The sequence below is a fragment of the Niabella sp. genome, from assembly GCF_030150205.1.
GTDB lineage: Bacteria > Bacteroidota > Bacteroidia > Chitinophagales > Chitinophagaceae > Niabella.
Window position 1 is genome coordinate 299,516 of the sequence record NZ_JASLGT010000002.1, and the last position, 17,995, is coordinate 317,510.

The following is a 17,995-nucleotide window of genomic DNA, read 5'->3' on the forward strand; positions in this document are numbered from 1 at the left end:
TACAGCAAACGAATAACGAATAATCTATCAATTAAGTGAAACAGTTTTTAGACGATCATTTTTTACTGGAAACCAAAACGGCGGAGCGCTTGTATCATGATTATGCAAAACAAATGCCGATCATTGACTATCATTGCCACCTGCCGCCACAGCAAATAGCGGAAGACCACCAGTTTCAAAACATAACCCAGGCCTGGCTTTACGGCGATCATTATAAATGGCGGGCCATGCGTACGAATGGTGTAGATGAACATTTTATTACCGGAACCGCCACGGATGAGGAGAAATTCCTGAAATGGGCGGAGAGCGTTCCCTACACCATGCGCAACCCCCTGTATCACTGGACGCACCTGGAGTTGCAGCGGTATTTTGATATCCGGGAAACACTGGATGCCAACAGCGGCCGGCGTATTTATGAAGCGGCCTCTGCAACCATCAGCAGTAGCCCATACAGCGTTAAGGGATTATTGCGGAAAATGAATGTGAAAGTGGTTTGCACTACAGACGACCCGGTAGATTCCCTCGAATTTCATCAGAAAATAAAAGCCGGTGGCTTTGAAATACCGGTATATCCTGCTTTCCGGCCGGATAACGCCATGAATGTTTCGAGTCCGGAAGTTTTTGCTGCCTATATTGCGAAACTCGAACAGGCTTCCGGCATGGAAGTAAAAAACCTGGACACCTTCCTGCAGGCATTGAAAAGCCGGCATGACTTTTTTGCGGCAATGGGGTGCTCGGTATCGGATCATGGACTGGAACATATTCATGCTGCTGATTATACAGAAGCAGGCGTTAGCGCTGCCTTTGATAAGATCCGGGCAGGCAAGCAACTGTCTGCAGAAGAACAGGAACAATTTCGTTCAGCAATGCTGGTTTGGTTTGCAGAATGGGATCATGAAAAAGGATGGGTACAGCAATACCACCTCGGCGCACTGCGCAACAACAATGCCCGCCTGCTGAACAAATTGGGTCCTGATACCGGATGGGATTCCATTGGCGATTTTTCCCAGGGAAGAGCGCTTTCCAAATTCCTGAACGGACTGGATAAAAACGACCGGCTGGCAAAAACGATCCTGTACAATCTCAATCCTTCCGATAATGAATTGTTTGCTACCATGACCGGAAATTTCAACGATGGTACGGTAGCCGGAAAAGTGCAATGGGGATCCGGTTGGTGGTTCCTCGATCAGAAAGATGGAATGATTGATCAGATGAATACCCTTTCCAATATGGGACTGATCAGCCGTTTTGTGGGAATGCTAACGGATTCCAGGAGTTTCCTGTCCTTTCCGCGGCACGAATACTTCCGTAGAATACTCTGCAATTTGTTTGGAAACGATATTGAAAATGGCGAACTTCCCGGCGATATTGCCTGGGTAGGCGCGATTATACAGAATATTTGTTTCAACAATGCGAACGAATATTTCGGGTTTGGGGCAAAGTAGGGAATGGTGAATCAATGTCGTTTCCATAAAGCCGCAGATGCGCAGATTTGGTATCGGCTTTAACGACAACAATGTCGCAGAAAAGCGCCGCAGGCGCTATCAGCGTATCTGCGGCAACCATAAAAATTGCTTAAGGAAATGGCATTGAATGGTCAATGGTAAATAGCCGGGGCGGCGGGCTGTCAGAGCGCCCAAAGTGCGCGGCCGGCGGCGGATAATACAAATAAATTAAAAAGTAATAAAGCACAGCATGTTTGATCTTTCAGGTAAAACGGCCTTAATCACAGGGGGCAATAAGGGGATTGGAAAAGGGATGGCCATCGGGCTGGCAAAAGCCGGTGCAGACATCATTGTAGCCGCCCGCTCTGTGGAAGCAGGGTCGGAAGTGGAAACGGAAATAAGAAAATTGGGACGCAATTTTAAGCATTATAAACTGGATGCGGCCGATCGGAATAATGTATACGCATTTGTAAAAGAGGTGCTGAACGATAACGAGCGCATCGATATCCTGGTAAACAACGCCGGAACCATTATGCGCAAACCGGCGGCAGAACATCCGGATGAATACTGGGATAATGTGTTAACCATAAACCTCGATACACCCTTTATACTGGCGCGTGAGTTTGGAAAGCACATGATTGAGAAGGGGTCCGGAAAGATCATTTTTACCTGCTCGCTGTTAAGCTTCCAGGGAGGGATCAATGTACCGGGTTACGCCGCCAGTAAAGGAGCATTGAGCAGCCTGGTAAAAGCCCTGGCGAATGAGTGGGCTTCAAAAGGCGTTAATGTAAACGGTATTGCACCGGGTTACATCGCAACCGATAATACACAGGCCTTACGCGAAGATGCGGATCGTAGTAAATCTATCCTGGATCGTATTCCGGCAGGCCGCTGGGGTACACCGGAAGATTTTGCAGGACCAGCTGTTTTCCTTGCTTCTGAAGCAGGAAGCTATGTGCAGGGTACCATCTTAACCGTTGATGGTGGCTGGATGGGCCGTTAGAATAAACAGAATAAGAAATTAGAAATATCAAATTAAAAATCAGAAATGGAAATCAGGTACGAACACAGCCCGCAGGAAACAAAAGGAATGACCACAGAGCAGTTGCGGGAAAGTTTTCTTGTTGAAGATCTGATGAAGACCGACAAGTTGACGTTAGTTTACAGCTTCTATGATCGTTTAATTGTAGGAGGTGTAAAGCCCGTGGCCAAAACCGTATTGCTGAAAAATGAAGAAGAGCTCAAAGCTGAATTTTTTCTGCAGCGCCGGGAAATGGGCATTATTAACGTAGGAGGGAAAGGAACAATTGCTGTAGATGGCAAGAAGTTCATCCTTGATAAACTGGACTGCCTGTACATTGGCCGTGGATCCAAAAAAGTAAGCTTCAGCAGTAACGGTAAAAAAGATCCGGCGGTGTTTTACATTTTATCAGCCCCGGCACATCACGATTATCCTACTACCAGGTATACCAGGGAGCAGGCGGCACCGGTAACATTGGGCGACATTACCACTTCCAATAAGCGGACGATTTATAAATACATCCATGAAGAGGGAATCCAAAGCTGTCAGCTGGTAATGGGGCTTACCGTACTGGAAACCGGCAGTGTGTGGAATTCCGTTCCGCCGCATACACATACGCGCAGAACCGAGATCTATTTTTATTTTGATCTGCCGGAAGAGCAACGCCTGTTTCATATGATGGGCCAGCCACAGCAAACCCGTCACATCATTATGAAGAACCAGGAAGCTGTGATCTCTCCACCCTGGAGCATGCACTTTGGCTGCGGTACTTCTAATTACGGATTCATCTGGGGTATGGCTGGCGAAAACAAACAGTATACAGATATGGATCCGGCACCGATTGCTACATTGTTATAATAAGCATTGTGATCATTAACCAGGATATAACAGAAAATTTGTTTCCGGAAGCACAATCCGCAACACCTTTTTTTATAAGGAGCGCAACGGTTTGGAAAATGGCGGGTATCGGCGTTATGCTAACGGTTCTCCTGTATTTTCTAACCACGGCAACATTGGATGAGCAGCTCACGGATCTTTATGATCGTGCTGTTGGAGATGGCGAAATGAAAAAAGACTTATTGCTGTTTCTTATGCTGGGGATTCCGGTTTTAGGTTTCGTGTTTAGTTTGCTGATGAGTTTTTTGCCTTATAAAAAAGTGCGTTATCAGAAGAAGTATGTTCCTTTCGCGCTGATAGCGATACTGGGCATTCAGTTTTTTTTAATGGCGATACGCCTGATCAATCTTTTAATTCTTACAAACAAAAAATAGAAAATATTATTATGTCAAAGAAAGTTGTTACACTGGGCGAAATCATGTTACGCTTGTCCACTCCAGGTTTTGAGCGTTTTGTTCAGGCGGATTCTTTTGATGTTACCTATGGTGGTGGTGAAGCGAATGTGGCTGTTGCCCTTTCTAATTACGGACTTGATGGTTATTTTGTTTCAAAAGTTCCGGACAACGCCATCGGTCAGTCGGCCATCAATCATTTACGCCGTTATGGGGTGAATACGGATTTTGTGGCAAGGGGTGGCGACCGGCTGGGCATTTACTTCCTGGAAACAGGGGCCTCCATGCGGGCTTCGCAGGTGATCTACGATCGCGCCGGTGCGGCCATTGCAGAAGTGGATGCAAGTGAATTTGATTTTGATAAGATCCTCGATGGGGCCGATTGGTTTCATACCACGGGTATTACACCGGCATTAAGCGATAAGGCGGCTGCTTTGACCGAGGCCGCGCTGAAAGCCGCCAAAGCAAAGGGTATTACCACCAGTATCGATCTGAACTACCGTAAAAAATTGTGGAGTAAAGAAAAAGCCCGGGAAGTAATGAGCGAGCTTTGCAAATACGTAGATGTGTGCATCGGTAATGAAGAAGATGCCGAAACCACCCTTGGCTTTAAAGCAGCGGATACAGATATTACAAAAGGGGAACTGAACCTGGATGGCTATAAAGATGTGATCCGCCAGATGAAAGAAAAATTCAACTTTAAATACATCGCTTCTTCCCTTCGTGAAAGCTACAGTGCCAGTGATAATGGCTGGAGTGCGCTGGTTAGCGACGGTACGGAGTTTTATCATACCCGTAAATACGATGTGCGCATTGTAGATCGTGTGGGCAGTGGCGACAGTTTTGCCAGTGGATTGATTTATGGGTTGGTTACCGGTATGAGCATGGCTGATGCGGCGGAGTTTGGTGTAGCGGCTTCAGCATTAAAACATACCATTCCGGGCGATCTGAATCATGCCACACTGAGCGATGTAAAAACGCTGATGAAAGGCGATGCCAGCGGTCGTGTGCAGCGGTAAACGTTGCAGCGGTCCTGCCGGCAGTGACCTGGTTTATGAAGAAAATAACGACGATACGACGGTTGTGCCTGCTTTTGTTGCTGTGCATTTCGTGTGCGGCAGCGGCACAGCAACCCGTACGGCTTGCGATTGCGGGCATTACGCATGGGCATAGCGACTGGATTTATAACCGGAAACTGAAGGGGGACATCGAAGTTGCCGGTATTTACGAAACAAATACCGACCGCATCCGGGAATTCCGGGAGCGGTACCGGTTGCCGGAAGCTCTTTTTTATACAGATTTGAAACAGATGCTGGACCAGGTAAAGCCGGATGGTGTAATGGCTTTTGGTCCTGTTAACGAGCACGTGGAAGTTGTACGGGCGGCCGCGCCGCGCAGGATTCATGTAATGGTAGAAAAACCGCTTGCTACCACTTACAAGGATGCGCTGGAAATAGCGGCACTGGCAAAACGGTATGGCATAAAAGTGCTGACCAATTTTGAAACCTCCTGGTATGCCAGCAACCAGTATGTGCGGAGCTGCTACAAGGACGGCAAATTAGGCCGGTTGCGAAAAGTGCTGGTAAACGATGGCCATGAAGGTCCCTGGGCCATGAACCGGCATTTTGTTGCCTGGCTTACCGATCCTGTAAAGAACGGAGGTGGGGCGCTCACGGATTTTGGCTGCTATGGTGCCAACCTCATGACCTGGTTAATGGAAGGGCAACGTCCCGTTTCGGTAACGGCCGTCACGCATCAGAACCGCCCGGACCGGTATCCGAAGGTAGAAGACGAGGCGACCATCATTCTGCAGTATCCGGAAACACAGTGTGTGATCCAGGCTTCATGGAGCTGGACCTTCAGTTGCAAGGATATGGAGGTATACGGTACTAAAGGCTATGCCATTGCTGTAGACCGTACGAGGGTAAGGACCCGCCTGGATGCAAAGCTCCCCGAAGCCACCGAAATCCTGGAACCGCGGCCGGAGCCTTTTGAAGATCCGTTTGCGGTGTTTGCCGGTGTAATACGGGGAACGGTAAAGCAGGATGCCAATGACCTGTATGAACTGCCGGTGAATGTAACGGTTGTGGAGATCCTGGATGCAGCGCGAACTGCGGCAAAGAGCGGGAAAACGGTATACCTTAAACCCCGGCCGGTATCTGTGCCACCGGGTACGAATGAAAATCATTAAATAAAAAGTTTTATGATCATCGATACAAAAGATAAAGGATTGAATTATGCGGCATTGCACCCGCTGTTTAAAAAAGCATTTGATTACATCCGGCAAACGGATCTTTTAAATACACCGGCGGGCACTTATGTGGTGGAGGAAGGTGCCGTGAAGGCGATCGTTTCCGAAGCTCCGGGTAAAGAGGCGGGGATAGCACTGGAAAAATTTGAGTGTCATAACCAGTTTATCGACATCCAGTATGTGATCAGCGGTGTAGAACAAATGGGCTGGAAGCCGCGGCAGGATTGCGTTAAGCCCAAGGGAGATTACAATCCTGATAAGGATGTGCTCTTTTACGGAGATGCACCGGATATGTTCTTCACCTTAAACGCCGGACAGTTTGTAATCTTTTTTCCGGGCGATGTACATGCCCCGATGATTGGTGAGGGGGTGATTAAAAAATTAGTAATGAAAATAAAAATATAAAAATGGCCGTACAACAAACAATCGACATTATTATTGAACAGGGCATGCTGCCGTTGTACTTTAATGCGGATGAGTCCGTAAGTATAGAGGTGCTGCGGGCGTTACACGGCGCTGGTGTGCGGGCAGTTGAGTATACCAACCGGGGCGAAGCGGCGTTTAGCAATTTCAAAAAACTGGTAGCGATCCGCGACCAGGAAATGCAGGGACTGCTGCTGGGGATTGGTACAGTAAAAAATCTGCAGGATGCAAAAAATTACCTGGAAGCGGGCGCCGACTTTTTTGTAAGTCCGGGTTTTGTTCCGGAAATTGCCGCTTTCGCAGCTGAAAAAGAAGTGTTTTATGCACCAGGTTGTATGACGCCCACGGAGATCATTGCCGCAGAGAATGCCGGTGTTAAATTTATAAAATTGTTCCCGGGCGATATGCTGGGGCCAAAATACCTGAGCACGATCCGCGACATTTTTCCGAAGCTGCTGTTTATGCCTACAGGCGGTGTGGATACCACCCGGGAAAGTATTGAAAGCTGGTTTAAAGCCGGCGTATGCGCTGTAGGTATGGGAAGCAAACTGGTAAGTAAGCAATTGATGGCGGATAAAGATTACGCCACTATCGCAACGTCAACAACCGACGTTTTAAATACAATCCAATCAGTAAAAAGTAAATAAGCATGCAAAAAGCCATAGGAAAATACAGGTGGACGATCTGCGGATTGTTGTTCTTTGCCACAACGGTCAACTACCTGGACCGGCAGGTGCTGAGTTTATTAAAACCAACACTTGAAGATTTATTTGGGTGGACAAACAGCCAGTATGCGGATATTGCTGCCGCGTTTCAGTTCACATATGCCATTGCTTTATTATTTGCGGGCAGGATTGTTGACCGGTTAGGCACAAAAAAAGGATATATGTGGGCCATTATATTATGGTCTGTAGGTGCCATGATCCATGCCTGGGCCATACCCATTGGGCAGGGTACGATATCGGCATTGGGCTGGACCGGATTGGCTGCATTGCCGGTATCAGTAGTTGGATTTATGGTTGCAAGAATTGTACTGGGCATCGGGGAGGCCGGCAACTTTCCGGCAGCTATTAAAGCAACCGCGGAATATTTTCCTAAGAAAGAACGCTCTTTAGCAACGGGTATCTTTAATTCAGGAACAAACGTAGGAGCCATCCTGGCACCATTGACGGTTCCCTGGATTGCAAAACACTGGGGCTGGGAGACGGCCTTTTTGATCATTGGCGCGGTTGGGTTTATCTGGCTTTTTTTCTGGCAGGTATACTACGAAAGGCCCGAAAAGCAGAAGCGTCTTTCCGCTGAAGAGCTGGCATATATTAACAGCGATGCAAAAGAAGAAACAACGGCGCATACCAATACCGGGGAAAAAGTATCCTGGCTCAAACTGCTGGGTTATAAACAAACATGGGCTTTTACCATTGGAAAATTCTTAACCGATGGTGTATGGTGGTTTTTCCTGTTCTGGTTGCCGGCTTATCTGAAAGATCAGTATGGAATTACAGGAACTGGTGTGATGTTGCCGCTAACCGTTTTATATAGTATGACGATGTTTGGAAGTATTGGCGGCGGATGGTTTCCTGTTTATTTTATCAATAAAGGAATGGAACCCTATGACGGGCGTATGCGTGCGATGCTGATGATCGCATTTATTCCCCTGGTGGTACTGGCCGCACAGCCATTGGGTGAAATCAGCTTCTGGCTTCCGGTAATTTTGATCGGTATCGGGGCTTCTGCGCACCAGGCCTGGAGCGCAAACATCTTCACAACGGTTTCGGATATGTTCCCCAAAAAAGCGGTTGGATCCGTAGTAGGTATTGGTGGTATGGCTGGTGGTATTGGAGGTGTATTGATAACAAAGATCGGTGGCTCCCTTTTTGATAAATATAAAGCCCTGGGGCATATTGAAACAGGATATACCATCATGTTTGCATTTTGCGCGATCGCCTACCTGCTTGCCTGGATCATCATGAAAGCATTGGTGCCCAAATACAAGCCGATTACAGATCTGTAAAGGGCAACAAATTTCATAAGTGTATTTTAATTAAGTTTGATGGATCCCGCCCTGTGGCGGGATTCATCAATTATAGGCGGTCGCAAAATAACAGAGAAGCGAACCGATGAATCGCCTTTTTGATGTAATTTTCAATCATGAGAAAAAAGCTTCTTTTAGTCCTTTGGGGCATTGTCATAAGCTGCTGTTGCGGGGCGCAAACGACGCCGGATAACGGGTATGAGCTCAAAAGCGGATGGCGCTGTTATAAAGCAGATGAACTTTCTGTTACGCCGGAGCAGTTATCACAACACAGTTATTCCATTGATGCCTGGATGCCGGCCACTGTTCCCGGAACCGTTTTAACCACTTTGCTGGATAATAAGAAAATGCCCGATCCGTTTTACGGAATGAACAATAACAAAATTCCGGATATCTACCAGGTGGGGAAGGCCTATTATACCTATTGGTTTTGCAAAGATTTCAGTGAAACGATTCCGGCGGGTGATGGTCAGGTGTGGCTCAATTTTCGGGGTATAAATTATGGCTGTGATATCTACCTGAACGGGAAAAAACTCAATAAAAAAGTATTTAAAGGAATGTTCCTGCGGCAGCGTTACAATATTACCGCCTACCTCAGCAAGTTGGGCAGGAACCGTCTGGCGGTGATCGTGTATCCGCCGGATATTGTCGGGAATCCTAATGGAGGTCAGGGAGGCGATGGAACCATTGCCAAAAATGTAACGCATCAGTATGTGGCAGGCTGGGACTGGATTCAACCCGTTCGGGACCGGAACACGGGTATATGGGATAAAGTGACGATTGAAAAAACACGGTCTGTCATTATCACAGATCCTTTTATAAAAACGATGGTGCCCGGTGTTCGCAAGCCCACCGGACACCAGTCTTCAGCCTTTGTGCAGGTTACTACCACCCTTGAAAATGCAGGTGCTGTCAGTGTTTCCGGTACCGTTCAATATGAAATTGATCATCAGACTGTTCGTTTGCCGGTATCCTTAAAGCCTTTTGAAAAAAAAGAAGTGCAACTGCCCGCAATAACCATAAAGGCTCCCAGGCTCTGGTGGCCCAATACCTATGGACCGCAGCATCTTTACCCGTCTGCCATTTCATTTGTCAAAAATAACCGTGAAGTTTCTGACCTGCGGAACATAACAGTGGGTATCCGGGAAATAAAGAACCAATGGAATGATCGCACGCGGAGTATGGAACTGCGGGTAAATGGTCAGCCGGTTTTTGTAAGAGGCGGCAATTGGATTGTATCGGATGAGCTGCTGCGCTTCAGCAACGAACGCTACGACGCAGAAATGCGCTTTCACCGGGATATGGGGCTCAACATGATCCGGGTATGGGGTGGTGCCTTAACAGAACGGCCCGAATTTTACAAAGCCTGTGATGAATATGGTTTGCTGGTGATGCAGGACTTCTGGGGATCGGGCGACTGCAATGGCCGCTGGATGGATCCAAAAAAATCAGATGATCAATGGACCCGGCGCAACTATCCGGATGATCATTCGCTGTTTATTGAATCAGCGGCCGATATGATCAAAATGATCCGTAATCATCCTTCATTGGCTGTTTGGTGCGGAGGTAATGAGATTGTGTTGGCACCCGGTATTTTTCAGACGCTGAAGGATTCTGTAATGCCGGCACTGGATGGTACCCGCTGGTTTATTGATTACTCCAATTCCGACAGCATGTCGTACAATGCCCTGGGGAATAATGGTGACGGGCCTTACGGGATACAGTCCCTGCCTTATTTCTGGAATTACCGTACCTGGCCGTTCAACTCGGAAATAGGATCGGTAGGCATGGGGGATATGACTTCATTGCGGCGGTTTATTCCTGAAGAGAACCTGGTGATCCCTGCTGAAAAAGCAAGGTCGGAGGCGGTGAGTGATTCCGTATGGACCTATCATAAATATATCGGCTATGGTAAGTCCATCGACGCCTATGGCGCTCCCAAAAACCTGGAAGACTTTGCCAATAAAGCGCAGCTGGTCAATTATGATCAATACCGTACACTGATCGAAGGATTCATTGGGCACCAATGGGATTGGTATACCGGTGTCATTATCTGGAAGACGCAAAACCCCTGGACGGCGCTTCGTGGGCAGATGTATGATTATTACCTGGATCCCAATGCCTGTCTGTATGGCCTGCGTACCGGTAACCAACCCTTGCATGGGATGTTCAATTTTGGGGATAGCTCAGTTTATATCGCGAATAACACCTGGGAAAAGAAAGACAACCTGATGCTGGTGATAAAAGCCTTTAATATGGAGGGGAAGGAACACCTGATCACACAGGTTTTTTGTGAAGCCATTCCTCAAAATGCAAAACGGATCATGTCGGTAAAAGAGGCCATTAAAAAAATGGGAGCTGCAGAAGGTCTGTTTTTAACAATACAGTTACTGGATGCGGACAAAACAATGATTGATGAAAATACTTATTGGCTGCCGGATCAAAACGGCAACTATACGGGACTGAATCAAATGCCTTCGTCCCGGGTAAGGGTTCAATGTAAGAAGATCGCAGACGGAAAGATCGATGTGCTGCTTGAGAACCCCGAAGGTGCGCCGCTGGCATTTTTCAACCGGCTTTCTGTTATCAACACTCAAACCGGCAAACGCCTGCTGCCTTCATTTTATAGCGATAATTATGTAACCGTACTTCCCGGTACACGGAAAGAAATACAGATCACTTATCCCAAAAGCGCACCGGATATAGCTGTGTCCGTATTCGGATGGAATTTAAAAGAACAACGGGTTTCCATAAACTAACCTGGGGGATACACAACAATCAGACAGGAGTTGATTACGGCTTGTTAAACGAGGCGTGCGCTTTAGCAATGGCGATGATGGTTCATTATAACGGCCATGCTGAATGATGATTGTTGCTGTACAGCATGAACCCTGTATGCAGGGGCAAAGGAAGTTTCCATTATTGCCCATGCTTATAGAATCCATTAACCATACAGGAATTACAATGCCTGCAAATTTGGGCAGTAATTTTTATTTTTTCAAAGGGTTCATGCATTGTAAAACAAATATTGTATCGGCCGGTTTTTTTGAAAGCCGCCAGGAGGGGCGTCCAAAGCTGGTATAATACATGCTGAATCCTTTGTTTACCGAAAAATAGGTAAGCGGCGTTACTTCATCGCCCCATATTTTCGCCAGCAGCCGTACCGGAAGATCGGCGTCGATGTGATGATGGGTAGTGCCGGTGGCTGCAACGATATAATCTCCGGGGCGCACCTTGGAACGGTTCAAGCTATATTCAATCATCCCGTTCTGCTTTGCATACCATTGCCATCCGCCTGTGCCGGTTGCCCATACTTTGCTATTGTGGGGCATGCCTTTCATAATACGGGCTGCTGTGCTGCGATAAAAATCGGCATATTGCCAGTCTGAAATGCCCAGCAGTATACTGAGCATCAGGGATGCTACTACTAGGCTTGAGCGTAAACCGGTTTTACAACGCGAAATAGCCGGCGCCGATAATAGCAAAATCAGGGGAATGATTAATAATAAATGCCGGGGCGCCATAAACGGGGCAAATAAAACAAGGAACACAGAAACCGCCCCCATAATGATCAGCAATGTAGCTTCGTCGGCTATAATAAAGCCGGTCCATTTTTTTTGCTTTAAGGAATGGTAGCCGATCCGTAAAATTGCGATGATAATGATCAGTCCGTTTACAAAAAAAACGATCTCCAAAAAACGTTTCAATTGGACTTCATAGGATCCCATTATATAAGAGGAAAACAGAACGATCTGTATGAATAAGAACAAAGAGATGTACACCCAATAGCTGTTTAACCGTCCTTTAAGAAGATCGTTGAACAACAGGATGCCGAAAGGTGCAATACAACCCAGGCAGGAAAAATAAGACCATAGAAGATTCCACCGGCTAAAGGCCGGCGTTGTACTTCTATCCAAAATATGAATACTCCCAAATTCCCAGTAATTCCATAATGACCATGCAACCAACAGTCCGGCGGGTATTAAAAGGAGTTGCAGCTTACGGTACTGTTTCCTGAATATAAACAGGACAAAAATAGCGGCAACCACGGGCAGGAATATGTACTTTGTGACACAGCCTGCAGCCAATAGGCACATGGCAATAATATAGTGCCGGAACTGGTTGGTTTTATTGGCTAATGAAAGGTAATATAAAACACCTAAAAGCAATGCCAGCACCGGTACATCGGTCATTAAATTCTGATTAACGACAAAGGCCGGACAAAGCCCTAGCAATGCTAATAAAAAAAGAGATTTACCAGCGTCGTATAATATTGCCGTTTTATAGAACCAGTAGAGCGCTAAAAATGAGAACAGCGCAATCAGCAGGTGAAGTCCTATCTCATTAAATCCGAAAATCAGTGACATACCGGCAATCATATAAAACAACAACGGGGGTTGGTTGCCCGTGTGTATAGGCGTGGCCTCCGGTTTGTCCCACCGGATCATACCAGACATGGGTCTCAGCGGATCCTTAAGTATGTGCTGGGCAGCTTCCAGGTGAAAGGTATCATCCACATGAAAAGCTTTGTTAATATTAATGGCGGTTAAAAGCAGCCAAATGCCCATCAGCAATAGTATGGGTTTTTTCAAAAGTCGTTGTATCATCATTGTTTTGGGTCCCGGCAAAGTTGCCCAAAAAATGGATAGCTGAACGGTTGTGCAAGCAAATAAGCGACGAACGACGATATTCGTTGATGAACAGTGAGGTTGTATCGTTACCGGTGTAAACAGGAACAATAATCAGGCATGAAATTTAGCAAACCCACCCAATGACAGCGGTGGCATCAACCATAAATAGCGTCAATCTCTTTTTTGAATTTTTCGAGGATCACCTTTCGCTTCAGACTCAGTTTGGGCGTCATTTCACCGGTATCCACACTCCATTCCTGTGGAAGCAGCGCAAATTTTTTGACCTGCTCAATATGGTTGAAATTGACATTGTGATGATCGATCACCGATCGGAAAAGCTCATGGACCTTCGGGTTCTTGGCAATTTCTTCATTACTGCCGGCTTCTATTTTTTGTTCCTGCATCCAGTCCTTTACGGCATGGAAAGCCGGAACGATGAGTGCACTAACGAATTTTTTATCATTGCCCACCACCATGATCTGCTCAATGAATTTGCTTTCTTTCATCTTGTTCTCGATCGGCTGTGGTGCTACATATTTTCCTCCGCTGGTTTTGAACAACTCTTTTTTGCGATCGGTAATCTTGAGATAGCGGCTATCGATCCATTCCCCGATATCGCCCGTACAAAGCCACCCATCCTTAATTACCTCAGCGGTTAACTCCGGGTGTTTATAATACCCCTGCATTACGCAAAGACTTTTGGCCAGTATCTCCCCGTCTTCTGCAAGTTTCACTTCTATGCCGTCAATGGCAGGCCCCACCGTTCCTATATAATTATCTTCTTTACGGTTTACGCAGATCACCGGGCTGTGTTCTGTAGGGCCGTATCCTTCAAAAACCGGGATACCGGCGGCGTTAAAAATACGCAATAGTTTTTCCGGCGCTGCTGCTCCACCGGTAATGATAAATTTGATCCGGCCTCCCAGCGCATCCCGCCACTTGCTGAACACCAGCTTCCGGGCAAGGCTGAGTTTCCAGTTATAAAAAGCGCCTCTGTTAATCCGGTTATCGTATTGTGTGCCCAGGTTAACGCTCCAGTAGAACAACGCTTTTTTTATCCCTTTAAGCTCTTTGCCTTTGAGCATGATCCGCTCATATACTTTTTCCAGCAGTCGCGGAACCGTCGTAAACCCATCGGGTTTAATTTCTCTTAAATTATCGGCAATGGTTTCCATGCTCTCCGCATAGTAGATGCCAATACCGCTAAAAAGATAAATATAGGTGATCGTTTTTTCAAAGATATGATTGAGCGGCAAAAAGCTTAATGTTTTGGTCTGAGGCTGATCTTCAAAAGGGAAACTGGCTTTTGAAAAATAAACATTGCTAACAATATTTTCATGGCTCAGCATAACACCTTTTGGAGTGCCGGTGGTACCTGAAGTATAGATGATCGTGGCCGTATGCCGGGGGCTGATCGTTGCCTTAACGGAAGCCAGCCGGGCCTCTGATGCTTCGGTAAGTGGTGCGAACAGTTCTGAATAATGGCGGGCACCGTCAATTTGGTCAAACGTATAAATCTCCTGCAGGAACGCACTTTTGACCGACTGTACTTTTTCCAATAGCTCCCGGTTGCTGACAAAAATAAATTTGGCCTGGGATTCGTTTAAGATAAATTCCAGCTCATGCGGATTGGTGGTAGGATAGATCGGTATCAGTATAGCACCCGTCTGCTGTACAGCGAGATCCGTAAATACCCATTCCGGCCGGTTCTGGCTGATGATAGCGATCTTATCGCTTTCTTCGGCAGACTGATCCATTCCCCGTACCCCTTTTTCGATGAGGCCAAGCGAAAGCTGGTTAACGGTATGGCTGACCACTTCAGTGGAGAAGGATTTCCAGCTGCCATCGATTTTGGCAGTTAACATATCGGGTTTGGGAAAATGCTTTAACTGGTGGGCAATCGCATCAAACAACCTGTAAGCGGGGAACGTCATGAGCTGTTATTTAAATTCTAATATACAATTTAAGAAAAATCTACCGAATAAAAAACCACTCCGGTGAAGAAGTGGTTGTACATACTGTTATACAAAAGGATTATTTCCGGTTAGAGTAAACCTGTCCTGCCGGCATTTTAAAGATCCTTGATTTATGAAACTCTGTAAATTTATCATATACCTCTTTATTGTTGCCGGCCCAGGTTTCAAAGGCTGATTGATTATTGGCCGGGCCAAACATCCATTGGTTGTAGGCGTCAAAAATACCGTCCCGCATTAGTTGCTGATGGTATTCAAATAACCGGTAGGGATATTTTTTATTGTAGTTATTGATCCAATCCAGTACAAAACGCGTGCGGATCATAGCCAGGGTTTCTGGGGTGAGCCCCTGTGCTGTAATGCCCGATTGACGGCCAAAGGTTTCCAGAACCGCCTTGGCAAACGGATTTTTTGTATTTGCAGCCATTTGGGTAAGATTGCCGGAGAAAAGATCTTTATACGCATCCAGCACCATTTTTTTGATATTGGCCGATTTAGGATTCAGGCTTTCCATATTGGCATAGATCTCCCCGTAAAGGATGGCCCATATTTTTCCTTCCGGTTGTTTAAAATAGTATACCGCGGCATTATAGTAGTTTCCGCTGTAGGAGGGGGCCATCTCCATTCCTTTTTCCCACATATTGATCGCAGCTCCGCCATTCTTCATTACTTCCAGTACTTCTCCATACTCGCTGTAAAGAGGACCCTGATTGGGGAATTTTTCAATAGCTGTCTTGTAGATCTTTTCTGCTTCTTTGCCGTTATCAGTACCACGGTAAAGTGTTCCAGCAAGCTGGTAGGTAGCTACATCCGCCTTCTCCGACGCAAGCAGGGGTTTAATGATCTCCAGTCCTTTCAGATAGTCTTTTTTGTAGTAATAAGCCAGTGCCAGGTCTTTTTGAACATCCGTATTATTCTTGTCTGCCTGTGCCGCTTTGTTCAGCACCAGGAGGGCGTTATCCATATCACCGGACATCATAAATTTTCGTGCATTTTCACGCATGCTCGCAATCTGGTCCTGTCCGAATGCCATAACGGTTCCCATTAAAAAAAGGCCCGCGGTAAAGATCTTCTTCATTTTTGATATTTTAAGTAACTGATAAACAGCGCATTTCACTGCTTTTTGACTTATTCTGCAAAAAATAAGCCGGAAGCGCTCTTACAGGACGTAAAAATAGCGCAAAGGGTGGTAGTGGCACAATTTTAATTTTTTATAAAGGAAAGTTTCGGGAATAATTTGAAAATGTGAAGATGTGGGAATGTGAAAATGTGGAAATGTGAGAATTTGAAAATGAAGATGCCGTTCCTGCTTCATGAGTTTCCTATGGCCATAGTATACAGGAAACAGGTATCATGTAACGAATACGCCAAGGGATTTTTTCGACATTCAGGTTTCCATTGCGGCCGTTGCGGATACGTTGCGTCCGTTACGTTAACTCGAACCACAGCTTTAGTTGTATTCAACAATATCTTAGAGATGCATTGCAGGCGCAATCGACGGGAATTTAAAATAAAAGAATTTGAAAATTTGAAGATGTGAAAATGTGGGCATGACAATGCCGTTACTGTTGCATGAGCTTCTTACTGCCAATATTCTTTAGAGGCTAGACATCTAATCTCTGGTATCTGGCGTCTAATATCTAACATCTTACACCAAGCATAAAACCGGATCTGAGGTGAAACCTTAAACTTTTAAATCTGCAACCATTATAATAAATGCGTCAGCAATCCGTCCCTTAGCTTGGGCTCAAACCAGGTGCTTTTGGGGGGCATCACGTTTCCGCTGTCGGCAATAGCAAACAATTGCTGAATGGTAACCGGGAAAAGGCTGAAGGCTACCTTCATGGCGCCGCTGTTTACGCGTTTTTCCAGTTCCTCCATTCCCCGGATCCCGCCTACAAAATCGATGCGCCGGTCGGTGCGCTGATCTGTTATACCAAGCAGCTTATCCAGTACGTTTTCCGTCAGTATCGAAACGTCCAGGATGCCGATCGGGTCTTCTGTGTAGGAGTGTGGCCGGCTTCGCAGCAGGTACCATTTACCTCCCAGGTACATTCCAAACTCATGCAACCGCGCTGGTTTTACCGCAGTTTCAGAAGCCGTAACTTCAAAATCTTCATGCAGGGCTGCAATAAAGTCGCCGGTTGTATGACCATTGAGGTCGGTTACTACCCGGTTATAATCCAGGATGGCCAGTTCGGTTGCGGGAAAAATAACCGTAAGAAACCAGGCAGCCTCACTGCTTCCCGGTAGCGCCTGGTGCACTTTTGCGGCGGAAGCGGCACGATGATGCCCATCAGCAATATAAGTGGCCGGAACCTGTTCCCGGAATAATAGCGTGATCTGTTCAATAACGGGTTCGGCATCAATCACCCAAACTGTGTGCCGTATGCCATCATCCGCCAGGAAATCATATTCCGGCTGATGATTGTTTTTCCAATTGCTGATGCAGGCATCCAGCTCCGCTACATTTGCATAAGCAAGAAACACTTTACCCGTTTGCGCTTCAATGGTGCGCATATGGTCGATGCGGTCCTGTTCCTTTTCCGGCCGGGTGAACTCATGCTTTTTAATGCGGCCGTTTTCGTAGTCGGCAACGGCAGATGCCGCTACCAGTCCGGTCTGGCTCCGGCCATTCATGACCAATTGATAAATATAATAACAAGGCTTGGCTTCCCGGATCAGGATACCCTGCTGCTGGAAGGCCAATAAATTCGCTTTTGCTTGTTCATACACGGCGGTACTATGCACATCCGTATCCGGGGGCAGATCTACCTCCGCTTTAGTGATATGCAAAAAAGAGTATGGATTATCCCGGACCGCTTCCCGCGCTTCTTCACTGTTCAGTACATCATAAGGGCGGGAGGCAACCCTGGACGCAAGCGCTTTCAGGGGTCTCAGGGCGGCAAAAGGTTTGATGGTCGACATAA

14 protein-coding genes are annotated in these 17,995 nt (G+C 46.5%); 10 read left to right on the plus strand and 4 right to left on the minus strand.

Features of this window, described 5'->3' with window-relative positions; all coding sequences use genetic code 11:
- Positions 1 to 35: 35 nt before the first annotated feature.
- The 10 genes from uxaC to Q1V85_RS01885 all read left to right on the plus strand — a co-directional run bounded on the left by uxaC (position 36) and on the right by Q1V85_RS01885 (position 11,220).
- Positions 36 to 1,445 carry a glucuronate isomerase gene (gene uxaC / locus Q1V85_RS01840; protein ID WP_300596841.1) on the plus strand — a complete coding sequence of 470 codons (1,410 nt, stop codon included), beginning with the start codon at positions 36 to 38 and terminating at the stop codon, positions 1,443 to 1,445.
- 250 nt (positions 1,446 to 1,695) lie between these two features.
- Entirely contained in the window at positions 1,696 to 2,448 is a 753-nt protein-coding gene (locus Q1V85_RS01845) for an SDR family NAD(P)-dependent oxidoreductase (RefSeq protein WP_300596843.1), read from the plus strand.
- Positions 2,449 to 2,493: 45 nt separating this feature from the next.
- On the plus strand, positions 2,494 to 3,324 hold the full coding sequence (gene kduI / locus Q1V85_RS01850) for a 5-dehydro-4-deoxy-D-glucuronate isomerase (protein ID WP_300596845.1): 831 nt from the start codon (positions 2,494 to 2,496) through the stop codon (positions 3,322 to 3,324).
- Between the two features lie 8 nt (positions 3,325 to 3,332).
- A complete protein-coding gene (locus tag Q1V85_RS01855; RefSeq protein ID WP_300596847.1) occupies positions 3,333 to 3,737 on the plus strand; it encodes a hypothetical protein in 405 nt (134 codons plus the stop codon).
- 11 nt (positions 3,738 to 3,748) lie between these two features.
- Positions 3,749 to 4,774 (plus strand): sugar kinase, encoded by a 1,026-nt coding sequence (locus Q1V85_RS01860; protein ID WP_300596849.1) that lies wholly within the window; start codon positions 3,749 to 3,751, stop codon positions 4,772 to 4,774.
- Between the two features lie 35 nt (positions 4,775 to 4,809).
- Positions 4,810 to 5,946: a Gfo/Idh/MocA family oxidoreductase gene (locus Q1V85_RS01865; protein ID WP_300596851.1), complete on the plus strand. Its 1,137-nt coding sequence runs from the start codon at positions 4,810 to 4,812 to the stop codon at positions 5,944 to 5,946.
- 12 nt (positions 5,947 to 5,958) lie between these two features.
- Positions 5,959 to 6,411 (plus strand): YhcH/YjgK/YiaL family protein, encoded by a 453-nt coding sequence (locus tag Q1V85_RS01870; protein WP_300596853.1) that lies wholly within the window; start codon positions 5,959 to 5,961, stop codon positions 6,409 to 6,411.
- 2 nt (positions 6,412 to 6,413) lie between these two features.
- Entirely contained in the window at positions 6,414 to 7,076 is a 663-nt protein-coding gene (locus tag Q1V85_RS01875; protein WP_300596855.1) for a bifunctional 4-hydroxy-2-oxoglutarate aldolase/2-dehydro-3-deoxy-phosphogluconate aldolase, read from the plus strand.
- Positions 7,077 to 7,078: 2 nt separating this feature from the next.
- A complete protein-coding gene (locus Q1V85_RS01880) occupies positions 7,079 to 8,440 on the plus strand; it encodes an MFS transporter (RefSeq protein WP_300596857.1) in 1,362 nt (453 codons plus the stop codon).
- 137 nt (positions 8,441 to 8,577) lie between these two features.
- On the plus strand, positions 8,578 to 11,220 hold the full coding sequence (locus Q1V85_RS01885; RefSeq protein WP_300596859.1) for a glycoside hydrolase family 2 TIM barrel-domain containing protein: 2,643 nt from the start codon (positions 8,578 to 8,580) through the stop codon (positions 11,218 to 11,220).
- A 231-nt stretch (positions 11,221 to 11,451) separates the two neighbouring features.
- Here the strand turns inward: Q1V85_RS01885 and Q1V85_RS01890 are convergent, their stop codons facing one another.
- From Q1V85_RS01890 to Q1V85_RS01905, 4 genes are all read right to left on the minus strand, one after another.
- On the minus strand, positions 11,452 to 13,071 hold the full coding sequence (locus Q1V85_RS01890; protein ID WP_300596862.1) for a glycosyltransferase family 39 protein: 1,620 nt from the start codon (positions 13,069 to 13,071) through the stop codon (positions 11,452 to 11,454).
- Positions 13,072 to 13,247: 176 nt separating this feature from the next.
- Positions 13,248 to 15,026 (minus strand): long-chain fatty acid--CoA ligase, encoded by a 1,779-nt coding sequence (locus Q1V85_RS01895; protein ID WP_300596864.1) that lies wholly within the window; start codon positions 15,024 to 15,026, stop codon positions 13,248 to 13,250.
- 100 nt (positions 15,027 to 15,126) lie between these two features.
- Entirely contained in the window at positions 15,127 to 16,143 is a 1,017-nt protein-coding gene (locus tag Q1V85_RS01900; RefSeq protein ID WP_300596866.1) for a hypothetical protein, read from the minus strand.
- A gap of 629 nt (positions 16,144 to 16,772) precedes the next feature.
- Positions 16,773 to 17,993 carry a DUF1015 family protein gene (locus Q1V85_RS01905; RefSeq protein ID WP_300596868.1) on the minus strand — a complete coding sequence of 407 codons (1,221 nt, stop codon included), beginning with the start codon at positions 17,991 to 17,993 and terminating at the stop codon, positions 16,773 to 16,775.
- Positions 17,994 to 17,995: the final 2 nt, after the last annotated feature.

Coding starts and splice junctions, on each gene's coding strand:
- Q1V85_RS01845 (WP_300596843.1), top strand. CDS start 1,696: ATGTTTGATCTTTCAGGTAAAACGGCCTTAATCACAGGGGGCAATAAG.
- kduI (WP_300596845.1), top strand. CDS start 2,494: ATGGAAATCAGGTACGAACACAGCCCGCAGGAAACAAAAGGAATGACC.
- Q1V85_RS01860 (WP_300596849.1), top strand. CDS start 3,749: ATGTCAAAGAAAGTTGTTACACTGGGCGAAATCATGTTACGCTTGTCC.
- Q1V85_RS01865 (WP_300596851.1), top strand. CDS start 4,810: ATGAAGAAAATAACGACGATACGACGGTTGTGCCTGCTTTTGTTGCTG.
- Q1V85_RS01870 (WP_300596853.1), top strand. CDS start 5,959: ATGATCATCGATACAAAAGATAAAGGATTGAATTATGCGGCATTGCAC.
- Q1V85_RS01875 (WP_300596855.1), top strand. CDS start 6,414: ATGGCCGTACAACAAACAATCGACATTATTATTGAACAGGGCATGCTG.
- Q1V85_RS01880 (WP_300596857.1), top strand. CDS start 7,079: ATGCAAAAAGCCATAGGAAAATACAGGTGGACGATCTGCGGATTGTTG.
- Q1V85_RS01885 (WP_300596859.1), top strand. CDS start 8,578: ATGAGAAAAAAGCTTCTTTTAGTCCTTTGGGGCATTGTCATAAGCTGC.
- Q1V85_RS01890 (WP_300596862.1), bottom strand. CDS start 13,071: ATGATGATACAACGACTTTTGAAAAAACCCATACTATTGCTGATGGGC.
- Q1V85_RS01895 (WP_300596864.1), bottom strand. CDS start 15,026: ATGACGTTCCCCGCTTACAGGTTGTTTGATGCGATTGCCCACCAGTTA.
- Q1V85_RS01900 (WP_300596866.1), bottom strand. CDS start 16,143: ATGAAGAAGATCTTTACCGCGGGCCTTTTTTTAATGGGAACCGTTATG.
- Q1V85_RS01905 (WP_300596868.1), bottom strand. CDS start 17,993: ATGTCGACCATCAAACCTTTTGCCGCCCTGAGACCCCTGAAAGCGCTT.